The sequence below is a fragment of the Saccharothrix luteola genome, from assembly GCF_020859565.1.
GTDB lineage: Bacteria > Actinomycetota > Actinomycetes > Mycobacteriales > Pseudonocardiaceae > Actinosynnema > Actinosynnema luteola.
Window position 1 is genome coordinate 78,931 of sequence record NZ_JAJHUO010000005.1, and the last position, 16,935, is coordinate 95,865.

Here is a 16,935-nt window from a genome sequence, read left to right on the forward strand (position 1 = left end):
CCGTGTAACCCGAACGGGGAGGACCGAACCGATGCACACGGCGAGTCTGCAAAACCTGGTCGACGTCGAGGGACCGTTCGTCTCCGTGTACCTCGACGTCGGCGATCACGTGGACCTGCGATGGCGGGCGATGCGCGATCAACTCCAAGCCATGGCCGCCGACCCGTACCTCGTGGCATTGGCGCACAACGCGATCATGTCCGGCACGACCCCGCGCGGCCTCGCCGGGCGTGGTCTGGTCGTGGGCGGCGGACGGGTGCTGGTCGACCAGTACGTCCCGGTCCCACCGACCGGCTACACCGCCCGAACCGGCCCGCTCCCCTACATCCTGCCGCTGGTCGACCTGTCCGAACCCCTCCTGCCGCACGTGGTCGTCCAGGTCGGCGAGCACGGCGCGGACCTGCGCGGCGTCGACCCGACCGGCCGCCCGGTGGCGGTGGCGACCGTGGGCGCGCGGCGTCCCGGACGGCGACTCGACGCCCAGGAACTGGCCGACGTCGCCGAGGAAGCCGCCACCCTGGTCGACCTGCTGGGCGCGCCGCTGCTGGTGCTGGCCGGGCCGTTGGCCGGGCGGCGCTCACTGCGGGTGGCCTTGCCGACCCGCTACCACCACTTGGTGGTCGAGGTCGAGGGACCACCCGATCGGGCCGTGCTCCACCTGGCCGGACGGGCGAACCAGGACGCCCGGCGCGCGGTGGTCGAGCGATTCCGGGACGAGTCCACGCGGCTCACCGGACGCGCCGTGCACGGACTGGTCGCGGTCCGGCAGGCGTTGGCCGAGGGCCGGGTCGACACGCTGCTGCTGACCGACACGCTCGTCGGCTCGCAGCAGGTCGACGACGGCCGGGCCGACGAGGTGCTGCCGTTGCGGGCGGTCGAGTGCGGGGCCGAGATCGTGCTCGTCGGCGGGGCGGTTCGGCTGCACGAGGACGTCGGCGCCCTGCTCCGCCAGTGATCTCCGGTGATCTCCGGTGATGGCCACTGAGGCCGGGTGATGCCCGGTGACGTCCACTGCTACCCCAGCCGGGGCCCGGTCCCGGCCGACGATTGCGGTCGTGACGGAATTGCGGTGGTGGGCGATCGCGGTGGCGGCTGGTGATTGCGGTGGTACGTGATTGCGGTGACGGCGGCTGAGGTCGGGACGGTCGGCGGATGGTCGGCTGGGTGAGGCGGATGGGGTGGCACGGGGGGGTGGTTGGCGAGGGCTCCTCATGGTTTTAACCGAGGTGCGGTAACGGTGTTTCCGTACACTTTTGGCCGTTGATCACTCGAAAGTGTGACCGGACGACCGACCGACCTGCGGAAACGGTGGACATGACGTGATTCACCTCCGCAGCATCCGCAGCACGGCCCGTTCCACTGTCTCACGATCAGCCGACCTCGGTCTGATCATCACCCCGTCGTGGTACCGCCGCACCACCCGCGGGTCGACGTAGGACCTCCTCGCCACCGCCGGCGTGTTCCCCAAGTGCTCCGCCACCTCCCGCATCACCCCCGCCTCCACCCGCTTCCGCCCCCGCGCGGACTCCGGCCGGCCTTCCCTCGCGAACGCCGCCGCCGCCAGCACGGTCGCGTGCCACGTCCGCAAGTCCTTCACCGAGAACTCCGCCCCGACCATCTCCTTGAACCTCTCGTTCACGTCATCCGACCCGACCGCGTACCCCCGCGCGTCCACCAGCAGCCGCTCGTCCCCGCCCCGCCCCCGCAGCAACCCCCGCACCGCCCGCGCCAACGCCTCGTCCTCCACCACCGTGGTGAACTCGATCCCGCCCTTCGCCGGGTAGCAGAACTCCACAGTGGACCGCCGAACGGCCACGTGCGAGCACAGCAACGTCGCCACGCCGTGCGTCCCGTTGTCCGCCGCGTACGTCTCACCCCCGACCCGGAACACACCGCGCTCCAACACCGCCAGCGCCACCGCCAGCACCCGCCGCCGCGACCGCCCCCGCCCGCTCAGCTCCCGCGCCACCTCCGCCCGGAACCCGGGCAGCACGGGCGCCAGCGAGAGCACCCGGTCGTGCTTCTCCTCGTCCCGGTCCTGCCGCCACCGCTCGTGGTACAGGTACTGCCGCCGCCCGGCCGCGTCCGTGCCCACCGCCTGGATGTGGCCGTTCGGGTGCGGGCACACCCACACGTCGCGCCACGCGGGCGGGATGACCAGGGACTTGATCCGCGCCACCGACGCGGCGTCGAGCGGCTCGCCGTCGGCGTCGACGTAGCTGAACCCCCGGCCCCGGGCACGGCGACGCCAGCCCGCCTGGGCCGGATCACTGCGGCGCAATCTCACAGCGGCCAGGTTCCCGACCGCGACCGAGTGAAACGCCCGTCCCCCGAACGATTCGCAAGACCGTGGTTGAAACCGCGGCCGAGTGGGTATGGGACCGGCATGACGGAGCCGTGGACCGTGGGCGTCGAGCAGGAGTTCCTCCTAGTCGACCCCGAGTCGCGCCGACCCGTGCCGCTGGCCGATTCGGTCGAGCAGCACGCCGGCGCGGGCCACGACGTGCAACGGGAGCTGACCCCCTTCCAGATCGAGGTCGCCACGCCGGTGTGCCGGACCGCCGAGGAGCTGGCGGAGCAGGTCATCGGTGGTCGCATCCACCTGGCGAAGGCCGCGCACGCGGCGGGCTGCCGGCTGCTGGCCTCGGCGATCCCGCCGATCGGCACGCTGGGCCCGCCTCCGGGCACGGACGACCGCCGCTACCGCATGATGGAGCGCACGCACCGCGCGATCATCGGTGGTCAGGGCGTGTGCGGGATGCACGTCCACGTGGGCGTGCCGGACCGGGACGTCGCGGTCCGCGTGGCGAACGCCCTGCGCCCGTGGCTGCCGACGTTGCTGGCGTTGAGCGCGAACTCCCCGATCGAGCAGGCCGAGGACACGGGTTACGCGAGTTGGCGCACGATCGTGTGGTCGCGGTGGCCGATCAGCGGCCCGCCGCCGCACCTGGGTTCCGCCGCCGAGTACGACCGGCTGGTCGGCGCGCTGGAGTCGACGGAGGTGCTGCTCGACAGCGGGATGGTCTACTGGGACGTGCGGCCGTCCGCGCAGCACCCCACGGTCGAGGTGCGGGTAGCGGACATCCCGATGACGGCGCGCGAGGCGGTCGTCATCGCCGAGGTCATCCGGGCGTTCGCCCGCACCGCCGCCGAGTCGGGGGAACCCGAACGGGTGGATGACATGATGTTGCGCGCCGCGTACTGGCGGGCCGCGCGCGACGGCGTGGACGGCTTGGCGGTCGACCCGCGCACGGGCAACCTGGTGCCGGCCCGGGATCGCCTGGCCGAACTGGTGTCGTGGTGCGCCGACGCGCTCGAGGACGCCTCCGCGCTGTCCACTGTGGAGGATCACGTGGCCTGGCTCGGCGCGCACGGCAGCGGCGCCGCGCGCCAGCGCCGGGCGTTGGGCGGCTCGCCCGACGCGCGCGGGCTGGTCGATCTGATCTTGGCCGAAACGGTCGACGACGGCCGTTGAGGTCTACCGTGAAGGATTCGACGCCGCGCCGGCGTCGCTGAGTGAGAGGAGTACCGGCGTGCCAGAACCCGCGGCGACGCTTGCTTCCGTTCGGGTCGACAGACCCGCGGACGGCGTAGTTGTGCTGCACGTGTCGGGCGAGTTGGACACGAGCAGCGCGGAGGAGTTGACCAGGCCGCTCACGGAGCACCTGGTCGAGAACGTGCGGGGTGTGGTGGTGGACCTCGGTGGGGTGCGCTTCCTCGGTTCGGCCGGTTTGGAGTCGCTGGTCGTCGGCAGTCAGCGGGCGAGCGCTCTCGGCGTCCCGCTGGTGCTGGTGGCGACCAGCCGGGCGACGCAGCGGCCGATCGAGGCGACCGGGCTCAGCTCGGTGTTCACCGTGGTCGGTTCCGTGGAAGAGGCGTTGACCCGGTTCTAGGGGTTCGACTTCCAGGGGATCGACGCCCTACCAGCCCTACCAGAACCGGCGGACCGTCCTGATGGCGCAGCGCACCGCCCCCACCGGGGGCAGTGCGCCCGCCGGGGGGACCACCCACCGGGATCGCGCCGCCGGGATGCGCCGCGGACCGTGCCAGTAGCGGACGTCGGGCGGCGGCACGTGCCCCGCCACGGGTTCCGGGTCGGGTCTGGCGAGGAACAGCCAGCGCAGCCGGCGGCCGGGCACGGCGAGGATCGGCCCGAGCGGTCCGGCGGAGCGGAGGTGGGTGCTGACCTCGGCGCCCCAACTGGCCGGCACCTCCACCGCCACCGCGCCCTCGGCCAGCACCAGGGATGCCAGTGATTCGTCCACGTGCCACGGTTCCATGCCCGCCGATGGTGGCGTCGGCTCGTGTCGGGATTGTGTCGCCGTGCAGCGCGGCGCGTTACACCTGGCCGATGTCCTCGAACCACAGTTCGGGCTTGGCGGCGATGAAGTCGGTCATCATCCGGACGCACGCCTGGTCGTCCAGCAGCGTGATCCGGACACCGTGCTCGGCGAGCCAGTCGTGACCGCCGTGGAACGTCCGGGCCTCGCCGATCACCACGTGGGGTATCCCGAACTGGCGAACGAGCCCGCTGCAGTACCAGCACGGTGACAGCGTGGTGACCATGACGGTGTCGCGGTAGCTCGCCCGGCGGCCCGCGGCGCGGAACGCGGCGGTCTCGGCGTGGGTGGACGCGTCGCCGTCCTGGACCCGCCGGTTGTGGCCGCGGCCCAGGAGGGTGCCGTCGGCGGCGAACAGGGCCGCGCCGATCGGGATGCCGCCCTCGACGAGCCCGGCGCGCGCTTCGGCCACCGCCACCGCGAGCATGTCCTGTGCGTCCGCGCTGTTGTCCACGGCGCCAACCTACTTGGGCGGCAGGGTCTCGACGAACTCCCGCGCCCGGCCGATCCAGTCGGTGAGGCCGGAGTCCTCGTCGAGCGCCGAGCCGTCCACCACGACCCAGCCGCGCATCACCTTGCCGGTCATGTCGAAGACCCGCGTCCCGGGCAGGGCGAGGCACGCCTCCGCCGCGTCGGGGCCGACGCGGGCGATCATGTCGTCACCGGTCACGCCGACGAGCATGTTGCCGTGCAGCAGGAACGCGATGCCGCCGAACATCCGCTTGGCGCTCAGGCCGGGCAGGTCGCCGACCTCGTCGCGGATCCGTTCGGCCAGGTGCTCGTCGTATGCCATCTCCCGGTCCTCCCCACTCGACGTTCACGCACCGAAGCACAGGAACCCGGCGCTCGCGGCGAACGCGGCGTCGCCGTCGTCGCGGTGCGCCTGCTGCGCGCCCGCCAGCGCGACCGCGGGCGGGTGGCCCGCGCCGAGCCTGCGGTGCAGGTCGACCATCAGCGGTGTGGTCACCTCGGCCGGCACGGGGATGACCGGCGCGACCAGCGTGCGCGTGCCGAGCCCGAGCAGCGCCGCGGTGAACCCCATGAGCTCGTCGCCGGGCCGCACCGCCGACAGGCCCGAGTCGCACGCCGACAGCACGACCCGCGCGGGCGGTGTGCGCAGCCGTTCGAGGTCGTAGACGGTCAGCGGGCCGTCGGCCAGTTCCAGCGCCGAGAACAGCGGGTTGTCGGCGCGGAACGAGCCGTGCGCGGCCACGTGCGCCAACGGCGCGCCGTCCATCGCCGACGCCACCGCGTCCACCGTCGCCTCGCCGCCCACCAGCACCGAAGCCCCGACCGGGCCGAGCGCCGCGATGGCCGTGATCTCCGTCGGCGCGGCCGGCAACCGCGGACCCGCCGCCAAGACCACCCGATCGTGCGACACCAGCACGGATGTGGCGGCACGCAGCCACACCGTCGCCGACGGCACCACGGTCACCGCACGGCCGCGGCACGCGGGCAGCGCCGACCACGGCAGGCCGCCGAGCCGACCGGTCGGCGCGAGCACCAGGGGCCGGTCGTCGAGCCGTCGCCGCAACGGTTCCAGCAGCCGGTTCTGCAGCAGCCGGGCCGCGTGCTCCGCACCCGCTCGCACCGGCGTGCGGTCGACGTGGTCGGGCAGCGTCACCAGCCGGTGCAGGGCGAACCGCAGCAGCCGCAGCTCGCGCACCGCGCCGGCCGCCGGGCCGAGCCGGTGCAGCGACGCCCGGCCACCCGCCACCACCACGGCCAGCAGCTCGCCGTCGTGGTCGACGTACTCCACCAACGCCGACGTGCCCAACGCCCGCTCCAGCTCGCCGACCGCGGGAGGCTTGAACACCGCGCCACCACCGCCGGTCCGCCGGGTCAGCTCGCGCACCCGCTGCTCGCCGCGCACCTGCCGCTGCCGCAGCGCCGCCGTCGGCCGCCCCGCCGTGGACGCCGCTTCCAGGTCCGCCGTCACGGCCCGCAGCTCCGCCAGCGCGTCGGCCAGCCCCGAGTCCTCCGGCGGCCGGGCGGGCGTCATCCGCAGCGCGCCCGCGCGCCACGCCTCCGCCCAGCTCAGCACCCGGCCGGCCCGGCCGCCCGCGACCGCCGCGCGCAGGCCTTCCGACGCCAGCGCCGCGCCCTGCGCGCCGCTCAACGCCCGCAACTCCGTCGCGCCCAGCGACACCCGGTACTCGTCCAGCAGCGCCAACCCGCGCCGCAACGCGATCTGCGCGCCGCGCGCGTTGCCGAGCAGGTCGCGCCGCAACGCCTCGGCGTACCAGCCCTGCACCCGGTGCGCGGCCGGTCCGCCGCGCCTGGCCGCGCCCGCCGCGGTCAGCTCCGCCACGGCGCGCGAGCGGTCGCCGAGGTCGCGGGCGACCAGCGCGCCGTCGACCCGCGCCTCCAGGCCCGCCATCCGCCAGCCCAGCGCGTCCAACCGGGTCGCCACCCTCGTCAACGCCGTCACCAGGGCCCTGGTCCGCTGCCCGCTCAGGTACGCGGCGCGCAGCTCCACGTGCCGCGCGCCTTCCGCCCACACCTCGCGCTTCTCGCGGCGGAAACCCTTGCGCGCGGCCACCGCCATCTCCACGGCCCGGTCCAGGTCGCCCTCCAGCAACGCGATCCTGGCCCGGTAGAACAGCGCCTCCGACCGGGCCAGCACCAGGTCGCCGCCCAGTTCCCCCAACGCCCGGTCGGCCGCCGCCCGCGCCTCCTCCAGCAGCGGCACGGACACCAGCAGCTCCAGCCGGTTGATCAGCAGCGCGGGCCGCGGCACCGCCAGCCGCCGGTACTCCCGCTCGGCCTCGGCGAACATCGTCAACGCCCGCGGCACGTCGCCCGCGCGTGACGCGGAGATGCCCGCGTTCCACCGCACGTCGGCCACGGCGAGCGCCTGGTCGAGCTCCCGGTAGAGCGAGGCGGCGCGGTCGAAGTCCTCGTCCGCCGCACGCAGGCCGCCGGTGTAGGCGCGCAGCAGCCCGCGGTTGTTCAGCGCCCGCGCCTCCACCAGCCGCTCGCCGAACCGGCGCACCACCTCGATCGCGCCGTTGTACTCGCGCAACGCCTCGTCGTAGCGGCACAGGTAGTGCAGCACCAGGCCCCGTTGCATCCGGCCGCTGCCCGCGTCCACGCCGCGCAGGTTCGGCAGCGCCGCGTTGATCGCGCGCAACGCCTGCGCGTGCCGCCCGGTGTTCGACAGCACGAACGCGAGGCTCATCCGGGCCAGGGCCGCCGAACGCGCCGAACCCGCCCGTTCGGCGATGCGCACGGAACGGCGCAAGTGGCGCAGCGCCGCGTCGAAGTCGTGCAACTCGCGCAACGCCAGACCGATCGCGCGTTCCGCGGCGGAGGCCTCTTCGTCGTCGCCGGAAGTCCGCGCCGCCCGCAGCGCGGACCGGCCGATCTCGATGGCCGCCCGCGGATCCCGCTGCCGGGCTTCCAGCGCTGCGGCGGCGGAAACCCCTGCCACGAACCCACCTTATTACCAAGTGGGCTGTGGTAGCTTGCTCACACCCGGCACCCGTCGACGTCGCTGTGAGGCCTCGGTGTCCGAACCATCGAATCGCTCCGGGCTCTACCAGGAGGCCTTCCGACAGGCCATCCGCGACCACAAGAGCTACCGCCTCCACCCCGAGCGGGGCCGGGAATTCCTCTTCGTCGCCGGTGAGCTGCTGACCATTCCCGAGGACGTCGACCGGGTCGCCCGCAAGCTCGCGCAGAACAACATCGGCAACAGCCGCGGCCGGGATTTCGCCGGCATGGCGCGGTTGGTGCTGTCCCGGAATCCCGACGACATCCCGGAGATCGTCCGCCTGCTGCGGGACCCGGCGCAGTGGCCCGGCGAGCGCACGCCGTACGTGCAGCCGCACCACGTGCTCGTCGGGCACGGCGGCAACATGCACGGCAACCCGGGCGAGCCGCCGCGCGTCGGCACGCCGCTGGCGGACCCGGACCCGGCGCGCACCCACCTCGGCCGCGGCGTCGTCGTCGGCATCGTGGACACGGGCATCTCGGCGACCGCCGCGATCGACCACCCGCGGTGGCTCGGCGACGCGTTCGTCCCCAAGGCGGACGAGGTCGACGCCGCCTACCGGTACTCCGACGTGTTCGCCCTCGAAGGCGGCCACGGCACCTTCGTCGCGGGCGTGGTCCGGCAGGCCGCGCCGGGCGTGCGGTTCGACCCGGAGAAGGCGTTGGACCCCAACGGCCTCGGCACCGAGGAGCAGTTCGCCCGGGCGCTGTCGTCGTTCGACGAGAAGGTCCAGGTCCTCAACATCTCGATGGGCTGCTTCACCCAGGACGACACCGCCTCCGAACCGATCCGCCGGGCGCTCGCGGGCCTGCCGCGCGACGTCGTCGTGGTGGCCTCCGCGGGCAACCAGGGCACCACCCGGCCGAGTTGGCCGGCGGCGCTGCCCGGTGTCCTCGCCGTGTCGGCGGTCGCCGAGGAGCGTGACGGCAGCCGTGCGCCCGCCTGCTACGCCAACCACGGGCACTGGGTCGACGCGTGCGCGGTCGGCAACCGGACGAGCACGTTCCTCAAGGGCCGGTGGGAGCTGCCGGACCTGCCGGTGGACGTCTACGACCGGTTCGCCTACTGGCTGGGCACCTCGTTCGCCGCGCCGCACGTGGCCGGGCGGATCGCCGCGACGATGACCGAGAACGGCCTGACCGCCGTCGCGGCCCGCGACCACCTGCTGGTGGGGCAACCGGAGTTCTTCCCCGGCTACGGCGTGTTCGTGTGATCGGCGCTGCTCGGCCGACGGCGGCGACCTGACAGGCGCCTGTCCGAAGCTTGTATCTCGCAGCGCGGTCGCGGCTCCGTAGTGTGTGGCAGCGAAGAATCCGAAGTCCGTGACCCGGCTGGGGTCCGCGCCGGCGCAGGCCGGGGCGGAGGCGCGGCACCCGCCGGACCAGAGGAGGGGACGTGACCCCTGCTTCCCCGATCGCCGCGCTCGTGAGCGCGGCGGCGGAGGGCGACCAGCGCGCGTGGAACGAGATCGTCGCGCGCTTCACGCCCTTGGTGCTGGCGGTGGTGCACCGGCACCGGTTGCGGCACGCGGACGTCGCGGACGTGCACCAGACCGTGTGGTTGCGGCTGGTGGAGCAGCTGCGCAGCCTGCGGGAGGCGGACGCGCTGCCCGGGTGGATCGCCACGACCACCCGCAACGAGTGCCTGCGCGTCCTGCGGGTCCAGCAGCGCACCCTGCCGTACGACCCGCGGTCCGAGGACGAGCCGGCGAGCCCGGACGACGCGGTCGCGGACCTGGACGAGGAGCTGGAGGCCGCCCAGCGGCGGCAGGCGCTGCGGGAGGGCTTCCGCTCGCTGCCGGAGCCGTGCCGGGTGCTGCTGGCCAGGCTCATGGCCGACCCGCCGCCGAGCTACGCGGCGGTCGCCGAGCAGCTCGCGATGCCGGTGGGCAGCATCGGGCCCACCCGGATCAGGTGCCTGGAGAAGTTGCGCAAGACTCCCGCGGTGATGGAGCTGGTCGAGCCGCGGCCGGTGGGCGGAGGAGGTGTGGTCGGTGTTGAGGGACGATCCGGGGTGGGACAGCGATGAGGTGCTGCTGCGGGAGCTCGGCGAGGCGCTCGCCGAGGAGCGCGACGTGCCGGAGCACCTGCTCGAAGCCGCGCGGGCGGCGTTCGCGTGGCGCACGGTCGACGCCGAGCTGATCGCCCTGACCAGCTACGACTCCGCGCTGGACGACGAGCTGGCGGCACGGGCGCGGGCGACGCAGACCGCGCGGCAGCTCGTGTTCGACGCCGAGGGCGTGTCCGTGCAGGTCGAGGTGACCGAGGCGGGTGTCGCGGGCCAGGTGCTGCCGGCGGGGCCGGGCCGGGTCGCGCTCGTCACCGCGACCGGGCCGGTGGAGGAGGCGGAGCTGGACGAGCTGGGCCTGTTCCTGCTCGGCCCGCCGCCGTCGGGCCCCGTCCGGTTCCGCTGCGAGGTCGGCGGCACGACGGTCATGACCGACTGGGTGTGTGTTTAACCCGATCCGGTGAAACCTTGACGCCGGTGGCCGGTGGTCCGAAGATGCGGTGACCTGATCTTCACCCATCGCCGCACACCCACTCATGACCGAGCCAGTCCGCGTCACCACCGCCGGGGGAAGCGTTCCCACGGCGGTCGAGGCGTCGGCGCTGCCGGAGCTGTTCCGGCAGGTCTTCGTCGGTTCCACGGCGGGCATCGCGATCTTCGACGCCCACGGTGCGCTGGTGGGCGCCAACCCGGCGCTGGAGGCGATGCTGCCGCCCGCGGAGCTGGCGACCCTGTTCACCGCCACGCCGTCCGCCGGGGGCGTGACCAGGGCGCAGCGGCAGTTCACCGACGCGGCCGGCGAGCCGCTGTGGACCGAGGTGGCGCTGTCGGTGGTGCGCGACGCCGACGGCCGGCCGCGCTGGCACGTCGCCGTGGTCGAGGACACCACGGAACAGCGGGTGCTGCGCGACTACCTGCGCCACCAAGCCCTGCACGACGTGCTGACCGGCCTGCCGAACCGGCAGAGCTTCCTGCCCGGGCTGGAGCGGGCGCTGAGCCGGCCGGGCTCCATCACGTTGTGCTACCTGGACGTGGACGGCGTCGCCATCGTCAACGACGGCCTCGGCTACGAGGCGGGCGACGAGCTGCTCCGGGTCGTGGCACGGCGGCTGACCGCGGTGGTGGCGGACGAGAACGCCACGGTCGCGCGCATCGGCGGCGACGAGTTCGTCGTGCTGATCGAGGACTCGCCCACCACGCCGGGCATCCCCGCGCTGGCCGAGGCGATCGAGGCCGCGCTCGTCGAGCCGGTGCGGCTGGCCGGGCACGGCGTCGGCGTGTCCGCGGGCATGGGCTTCGTCCGCACGTCGGCGCGCGGGTCGGACGCGATGGCGTTGCTGCGCCAGGCGCACAGCACGCTGCGCCGCGCGGAGAGCGGCGGCAAGGGCCAGTGGGGCATCTACGACGCCGGGCGCGACGCCCGCGACCGCGCCAGGTTGTCGTTGATCGCGACCATGCCCGGCGCGTTGCAGAACGGCGAGATCGCGCTGGACTACCTGCCGGTCGACCGGCACGGCGCACCGGTCGCGGCGGCGGCCCGGCTGCGGTGGCACGAGGCGGAGTACGGCCCGGTGTCGCACGCGGAGTGCCTGCGGTTCGCCGACGAGCTCGGGCTCAGCGGCCAACTCGCCGAGTGGGTGCTGGAGGAGGCGTGCGCCTACGCCGCGGCCGAACGGCTGCCGGTGCTCGTGCGGCTGTCACCGGACCAGTCGCGCGACCCGGACCTGACCGCGCCGGTCGCCGAGGCGTTGCGCTCCTCGGGCCTGCCGCCGGAGCTGCTGTGGCTGAGCCTGTCCGCGCGGTGCCTGTCCGCGCCCGCCGAGGACCTCGACGCGGTGGAGGACAACCTGGTCGCGTTGGGCGGCATGGGAGTCCGCCTGCTGCTGCACGACGCCACGCTCGGCCTGCCGGAACTGTCCGCTGTGGAGCGTCACGGCCTGCACGCCGTGGAACCGGCCGTGCCGCCGGGGGAAGCGTTGGCGCACAAGGCCTTGGCCGCCGTGCTGCCGCTGGTGCGGGCGGCCGGCGCGCTGGTCGTCAGCGACGGTGGCCTGCCGGACGCGGACCTGGTCGTGCGATCGTGATGATCTCGCGGCTGGTGTCGGTGAGCGGCGTGCGGTCCCAGAAGCCGTAGCGCTCGGCCACGTCGAACCCGGTCTCCCGCAGCAGCGCGTCGAGGTGGTCGGCGTCGGTGAACCGCAGCGCGCCGCGGTCGACGCGGGGCTGCGGCCAGTCCGGGCTGCTGAACGTCTCGGTCATCGTGACCAGCCCGTTCTCCACGCTCTCCACGAAGTGCTCGACCCGCACCCGCTCGCCGTCGGGGCCGACGATGTCGGTGCCGTTCTCGGGCGTCCACCGCTCCCAGGCCCGCGCGCCGGGGTTGCGGGTCTCGAACGCGAACCGCCCGCCCGGCTTGAGCGCCCGGCGGATCGCGGTGAACTGGGCGCGCGCCTCGTCGTCGGTGAGGAAGACCTGGAACGCGTGACCGGTCATCACGACCAGGTCGAACTCCCCGTCGAACGCGACCGTGCCGAGGTCGCCGCGCACCCACTCCACGCCGGGGTCGCGCCGGGCCTGCAGGAGCATGCCCTCGGCCGGGTCGAGCCCGACGAGCCGACCGGCGTGCCCACTGGCGCGGGCGGCCTTGAGCAGCGTGCCCGTGCCGCAGCCGACGTCGAGCACCGCGTCCGCGGCCAGCACCAGCTCGAGGTAGAAGCGGTCGTCCTCGCCGAACTGGTTGATCAGGTCGTAGTAGGCGGCCAGGTCCGGGTCCTCGAAGGAATCTGCCACCCAGGCGATTGTGGCCCGCACGGCGACGGGCCGCGACCGATTTTCGGCCACGGCCCGTCGCGCGGGTGGGTCAGGCGAACGTCGGCTGCCGCATCGCGTGCTGCACCAGCGTGATCAACGTCTGCTTGGTCGACTGCCGGTTGCGCGCGTCGCAGGGCACGATCGGCACCGACTCGTCGATCGTCAGCGCCTCCCGGATGTCCTCGATGCGGTGGTGCAGCAGGCCGTCGAAGCAGTTCACGCCGATCACGTACGGCAGCTCGCGGTCCTCGAAGAAGTCGATGGAGGCGAACGCGTCCGCCAAGCGGCGGGTGTCGACCAGCACGACCGCGCCGATCGCGCCCTTCACCAGGTCGTCCCACATGAACCAGAACCGGTGCTGACCCGGTGTGCCGAACAGGTAGAGGATGAGGTCGCTGTCCAGCGACACCCGGCCGAAGTCCATGGCCACCGTGGTGGTCATCTTGTTGGGCGTGGCCGAGAGGTCGTCCACGCCGACGCTGGCCTCGGTCATCACCGCCTCGGTGGTCAGCGGCACGATTTCCGACACCGACCCGACGAAGGTCGTCTTGCCGACACCGAACCCGCCGGCCACCACGATCTTCGTCGACGTGACGGTCAGGCTCGCCGCGGGTGACCCCGGCCGGTCGGGAGCGCCACCGCTCATGTTGCTCTGCTTTCCCTAGTAGTAGGACCTCGCCGGGTGGTGGGACCTCAGCCGCGCATGGCGACGTGCAGCTGCGAGCGGATCTCCGGGGTGAGCTGGACGCCGACCCGCTCGACCAGCCGCGTCATCGCGTAGCCGATCAGGCCGATGTCGCAGTTCGGCGCCGCGAGCACGGCCAGGCACGAGCCGTCGCTGATGGACATCAGGAACAGGTAGCCCCGTTCCATCTCCACCACGGTCTGCTTGACGTCGCCCGCCTCGAAGCAGCGCGCCGCGCCGAGGTTCAGGCTGACCAGGCCCGACGCGACGGCCGCGAGCTGCTCGGCGCGGTCGATCGGCAACCGCTCCGAGGACGCGAGCAGCAGTCCGTCCGCGGAGACCACGATCGCGTGCGCGACGCCCGCGACCCGGGCGACGAAGTCATCGACCAGCCAACTGAAGTTTTCGAGTTCCTCGGTTGCGGTGGTCACTTCTGCTCCTTGGTCTGATTCCCGCCGTTGGCGGGGGTGTTGTCGTCGAACGACACGCCGTCCCACGGCATGCCGGCGTCATCGCCCGCCTGACGGCCGAGTTGCACGCCTCGCTGGTAGGTGGCGAAGCGCTGGCGCAACCGGTCGGCGGACCTGCGCGGCGGCACGGCGGTCGCCACACCGGCCGACGAGGCGCCGTTCGCCGACGGCTGCGCCGCCGACGGTGCCGGCGCCGAACCGCGCGAGGGCGCGGAGAGCGAACCCGGCATCAGGCGCGCCTTGGGCACGCGCTTGGGCAGGCCCGCGGTGGTCGTGTCGTCGACCGGCGCCTTGAGCGCGCTGGTCGCCAGCGTCCAGCTGTCGTCCGCCGCCGCGCCCCAGCCGGGTCCCGACGACGCGCCGGAGGACGGGATCGCCGACGGCGCGGGCTCGCGCTTGGGCAGGCCCGCCGGGGTCGAGCCGCGCGGCTCGGGCGGCTTCGGCCTGCTCGTCGGCGCGGGCGGCGGGGTGATCAGGTCGGAGCGGTCGGTGTACGCGGTCTGCTCCGACGCCGTGCCGACGTGGCCGCCGTCCGTGCCCATCAGCTCGGCGCGGTCGGCGAACATCGTCCGCTCGGACGCGGTCTCCGGCGGCACGCCGGCCGCCGGGTGGTCGGCGACCTCGCCGCGCACCACGCCGCCCTCGGCCTCGCCGCCCTGGAACCAGCGCGACAGCACGTCCTCGTAGATCGGCAGCCGCTGGGTGGAGGCGTCGTCCTCCTCCCGCTCGACCTCCGCGACCGGCTCGGGCGCCAGGCGCCGGGGGGCCGACGGCGGGTACGAGTAGTCCGGCACCTCCTCGCCGGGCGGCGGCACGGTCTCCGTCACGGTGGCGGTGAACAGGTCGTCCACCGGGGTCTGCTCGACCTGGAAGTACTCGTTGGGCTCGGCCTCGTGCGTGTGCACGACCTGCGGTCCGGTCGAGGCGGGCAGTTCCAGCGGCGCGTAACCGCCGGGCGCGATCTCCGGCGTCCACTTGGGCACGCCGGCCAGCACGCCGACGCCGCTCTCCTCCAGCTGCGGCGCGGCCTGGCGCTGCGGCAGCGCGGCGGGCGCCGGCCTGGGCGCGAGCGGCTCGGGACCGCGGTGCAGCAGGTCCATCGGGAGCACGACCTGCGCCGTGACGCCACCCTCTATGTCGTCGTTGTTGCTCAACGTGACCCGGATGTTGTGCCGCTTGGCGAGCTGGCCGACCACGTACAGGCCCATCTCGCGGGCCACCGACACGTCGACCTCGGGCGGGTCGGCGAGCTTGGTGTTGGCCTCGACGACGTCCTGCTCCTGCATGCCGACGCCGCGGTCGTGGATGCGGATGGACACCTCGCCGCGCCGGGTCTCGATCGCCCGCACGGTGACCTTGGTGGTGGGCTTGGAGAACGCGGTCGCGTTGTCCAGCAGCTCGGCGATGAGGTGCGCGAGGTCGTTGACCACGCGGCCCTGCACCTTCAGCTCCGGCGCGGGCGCGATCTGGATCCGGGCGTACTTCTCGACCTCGGACACCGCGGCGCCGAGCACCTCGGAGATCGGCACCGGCCGGGTGACGCGGCGGTTGACCGTGGTGCCGGAGAGCACCAGCAGGTTCTCGCTGTTGCGGCGCATCTGGGTGGCCAGGTGGTCCAGCTCGAACAGGCTGGCCAGCTGGTCGGGGTCCTGCTCGTCCTGCTCCAGCCGGTCGATGACGGTGATCTGCCGCTCGACCAGCGCCTGCGAGCGCCGGGACAGGTTGATGAACATGTCGTTGACGTTCGCGCGCAGCGCCACCTGCTCGACCGCGAGGCGGACGGCTTCGCGCTGCACGGCGTCGAACGCCCGGGCCACCTGGCCGACCTCTTCGGTCGTGTTGATCGGCACGGGCACCAGCGCCTCTTCCGCGGCACGTGCCGGGTCGCGGTGCGTCCGGATCCGCTTGATCGCGTCCGGCAGGCGGTTGCGGGCCACGTCCAGCGCGGTGCGGCGCAGCACGCGCAGCGGCGTCAGCATCGAGCGGGCGACGAAGGCCATGAGGGCGAACGCGATCACCAGCGCGACGGCGACCAGCGCCGCGTCACGCCACGCGGACGCGCGGGCCGCCTCGGTCAGGTCGATCGAGGCCTGGTCGGCCTGCCGCTCCAGGTCCTGCGACACCTGCCGCAGCAGCGCCGCGGTCTCCTCGCCGACCGCCATGACGTCGCCGTCCGAAATGGACACCTCGCCGGCGTCGGCCTGCTGCACCAGCGCCAGCTGCACCAGGCTGTTGCGCGCGTCGACCGGCGTGCCGGTCACGGTGTCCGACAGCAGCTGGCGGTTCTCCTGGCTCGCGGTGACCGCGAAGTCGGTGAGCGCCGCGTCCAACCGGGACTGCGCGGCGCGCAGCGCGTTGGCCTGGCCGGGGGCGAACTCGCCGCGCTTGGCCGTCGACAGCAGGATCGAGTTCTGCTGCGTCAGCTGCTCCTTCGCGGAGTAGAGCGCGAGGTTGGCGCCGGCCAGCGGCGTGATCGTCTCGTTGCTCAGGCTGCTCGCGGTCGCGCGGTGCACCTGCGCCAGCGCGGCCAGCACCTGGCCGTAGGCGCTGTGCACCGAGATGTCGGGGTACTTGGTGGTGGTCACGGTGTTGCGCAGCGCGTTGAGGCCGTCCAGCGACTGCAACGACTTCTGGAACGCCTCGCGCACCGCGTCGTCGACACCGGTCGTGGAGGCCGCGACGTCGCGCAGCCTGCGGACCTCGGTGTCGACCTTGCTCGAGCGCGTCTGGAACTCGGGGCCGTTCTCCTGGCGACCGCCCGCGACGAACCAGACCGCGGCGTCGCGCTCCAGCTGCAGGGCGTCGGACACCGCCGCCACCTGGGCGGACAGCTGGAGTTCCCGCTGGACCTGGCCGAACAGCTCCACGTCGTCCAGCTGGGTGTTCAGCCTCAGCCCGGCGAGGGTCAGCGTGCTCAGCGCGGGCACCAGGAGCACCACGGCCAGCTTGCTGCGCAAGCGCCAGTTCCGCAGCCGCCACCGGGACACTCCCCGGTCGCCGGGCACGGCGCCTGTGCTGGGCCCCGAGTCGGGTGGACCGCTTCCAGCGGCACCCGTGTCGAGTTGAATCCGCTCCGGATCTCTCCCGGAGGCGTGGTCGTCGTGACCGCGCACCGTCAGCACACTC

General features: G+C 73.5%; 16 protein-coding genes. 7 read left to right on the plus strand and 9 right to left on the minus strand.

Annotated features, from left to right (window positions below):
• Nucleotides 1–31: 31 nt before the first annotated feature.
• Complete coding sequence (locus tag LNK82_RS07720; protein ID WP_230566252.1) at nt 32–955, plus strand: hypothetical protein; 924 nt, start codon at nt 32–34, stop codon at nt 953–955.
• Between the two features lie 369 nt (nt 956–1,324).
• Here LNK82_RS07720 and LNK82_RS07725 read toward each other — a convergent pair whose 3' ends face one another.
• On the minus strand, nt 1,325–2,287 hold the full coding sequence (locus tag LNK82_RS07725) for a DNA topoisomerase IB (protein ID WP_230566253.1): 963 nt from the start codon (nt 2,285–2,287) through the stop codon (nt 1,325–1,327).
• 99 nt (nt 2,288–2,386) lie between these two features.
• Between LNK82_RS07725 and LNK82_RS07730 the strand changes: the two genes are divergently transcribed.
• Together LNK82_RS07730 and LNK82_RS07735 are read left to right on the plus strand one after the other, a co-directional pair.
• Nucleotides 2,387–3,475, plus strand: a complete 1,089-nt coding sequence (locus LNK82_RS07730; RefSeq protein WP_230566254.1) for a carboxylate-amine ligase — start codon at nt 2,387–2,389, stop codon at nt 3,473–3,475.
• 121 nt (nt 3,476–3,596) lie between these two features.
• Entirely contained in the window at nt 3,597–3,893 is a 297-nt protein-coding gene (locus LNK82_RS07735) for an STAS domain-containing protein (protein WP_230566255.1), read from the plus strand.
• 36 nt (nt 3,894–3,929) lie between these two features.
• On the opposite strand, the gene LNK82_RS07740 is transcribed toward LNK82_RS07735, so the two are convergent.
• From LNK82_RS07740 to LNK82_RS07755, 4 genes are read right to left on the minus strand one after another with little or no spacing between them, the layout of a single operon-like run.
• On the minus strand, nt 3,930–4,280 hold the full coding sequence (locus tag LNK82_RS07740) for a hypothetical protein (protein ID WP_230566256.1): 351 nt from the start codon (nt 4,278–4,280) through the stop codon (nt 3,930–3,932).
• A 58-nt stretch (nt 4,281–4,338) separates the two neighbouring features.
• Entirely contained in the window at nt 4,339–4,767 is a 429-nt protein-coding gene (locus LNK82_RS07745; protein WP_230566532.1) for a nucleoside deaminase, read from the minus strand.
• Between the two features lie 36 nt (nt 4,768–4,803).
• A complete protein-coding gene (locus LNK82_RS07750; protein ID WP_230566257.1) occupies nt 4,804–5,133 on the minus strand; it encodes a TfoX/Sxy family protein in 330 nt (109 codons plus the stop codon).
• 24 nt (nt 5,134–5,157) lie between these two features.
• On the minus strand, nt 5,158–7,773 hold the full coding sequence (locus LNK82_RS07755; protein ID WP_230566258.1) for a CHAT domain-containing protein: 2,616 nt from the start codon (nt 7,771–7,773) through the stop codon (nt 5,158–5,160).
• Between the two features lie 76 nt (nt 7,774–7,849).
• Here LNK82_RS07755 and LNK82_RS07760 point away from each other — a divergent pair, with 76 nt between their 5' ends.
• The 4 genes from LNK82_RS07760 to LNK82_RS07775 all read left to right on the plus strand — a co-directional run bounded on the left by LNK82_RS07760 (nt 7,850) and on the right by LNK82_RS07775 (nt 11,927).
• Entirely contained in the window at nt 7,850–9,049 is a 1,200-nt protein-coding gene (locus LNK82_RS07760) for a S8 family peptidase (protein WP_230566259.1), read from the plus strand.
• Between the two features lie 182 nt (nt 9,050–9,231).
• The gene (locus LNK82_RS07765; protein WP_230566260.1) at nt 9,232–9,864 is read left to right on the plus strand and encodes an RNA polymerase sigma factor; all 633 of its coding nucleotides are present in this window, start codon (nt 9,232–9,234) and stop codon (nt 9,862–9,864) included.
• A complete protein-coding gene (locus tag LNK82_RS07770) occupies nt 9,830–10,294 on the plus strand; it encodes a hypothetical protein (RefSeq protein WP_230566261.1) in 465 nt (154 codons plus the stop codon). Before LNK82_RS07765 ends, LNK82_RS07770 begins: the two co-directional genes overlap by 35 nt.
• An 85-nt stretch (nt 10,295–10,379) precedes the next feature.
• On the plus strand, nt 10,380–11,927 hold the full coding sequence (locus LNK82_RS07775) for a GGDEF and EAL domain-containing protein (protein WP_230566262.1): 1,548 nt from the start codon (nt 10,380–10,382) through the stop codon (nt 11,925–11,927).
• Here the strand turns inward: LNK82_RS07775 and LNK82_RS07780 are convergent.
• The 4 genes from LNK82_RS07780 to LNK82_RS07795 all read right to left on the minus strand — a co-directional run bounded on the left by LNK82_RS07780 (nt 11,881) and on the right by LNK82_RS07795 (nt 16,766).
• Nucleotides 11,881–12,633 carry a class I SAM-dependent methyltransferase gene (locus LNK82_RS07780; protein ID WP_230566263.1) on the minus strand — a complete coding sequence of 251 codons (753 nt, stop codon included), beginning with the start codon at nt 12,631–12,633 and terminating at the stop codon, nt 11,881–11,883. The genes LNK82_RS07775 and LNK82_RS07780 overlap by 47 nt on opposite strands.
• Nucleotides 12,634–12,703: 70 nt before the next feature.
• A complete protein-coding gene (locus LNK82_RS07785; protein ID WP_230566264.1) occupies nt 12,704–13,300 on the minus strand; it encodes a GTP-binding protein in 597 nt (198 codons plus the stop codon).
• Between the two features lie 47 nt (nt 13,301–13,347).
• Entirely contained in the window at nt 13,348–13,770 is a 423-nt protein-coding gene (locus LNK82_RS07790; protein WP_053721145.1) for a roadblock/LC7 domain-containing protein, read from the minus strand.
• On the minus strand, nt 13,767–16,766 hold the full coding sequence (locus LNK82_RS07795; protein ID WP_230566265.1) for a sensor histidine kinase: 3,000 nt from the start codon (nt 16,764–16,766) through the stop codon (nt 13,767–13,769). The genes LNK82_RS07790 and LNK82_RS07795 overlap by 4 nt, the downstream gene beginning before the upstream one ends.
• Between the last annotated feature and the right edge of the window lie 169 nt (nt 16,767–16,935).

Bases quoted from the DNA above. Each gene is read 5' to 3' on its own strand.
- LNK82_RS07720 (WP_230566252.1), top strand. From the start codon at position 32: ATGCACACGGCGAGTCTGCAAAACCTGGTCGACGTCGAGGGACCGTTC.
- LNK82_RS07730 (WP_230566254.1), top strand. From the start codon at position 2,387: ATGACGGAGCCGTGGACCGTGGGCGTCGAGCAGGAGTTCCTCCTAGTC.
- LNK82_RS07740 (WP_230566256.1), bottom strand. From the start codon at position 4,280: ATGGAACCGTGGCACGTGGACGAATCACTGGCATCCCTGGTGCTGGCC.
- LNK82_RS07745 (WP_230566532.1), bottom strand. From the start codon at position 4,767: ATGCTCGCGGTGGCGGTGGCCGAAGCGCGCGCCGGGCTCGTCGAGGGC.
- LNK82_RS07750 (WP_230566257.1), bottom strand. From the start codon at position 5,133: ATGGCATACGACGAGCACCTGGCCGAACGGATCCGCGACGAGGTCGGC.
- LNK82_RS07775 (WP_230566262.1), top strand. From the start codon at position 10,380: ATGACCGAGCCAGTCCGCGTCACCACCGCCGGGGGAAGCGTTCCCACG.
- LNK82_RS07785 (WP_230566264.1), bottom strand. From the start codon at position 13,300: ATGAGCGGTGGCGCTCCCGACCGGCCGGGGTCACCCGCGGCGAGCCTG.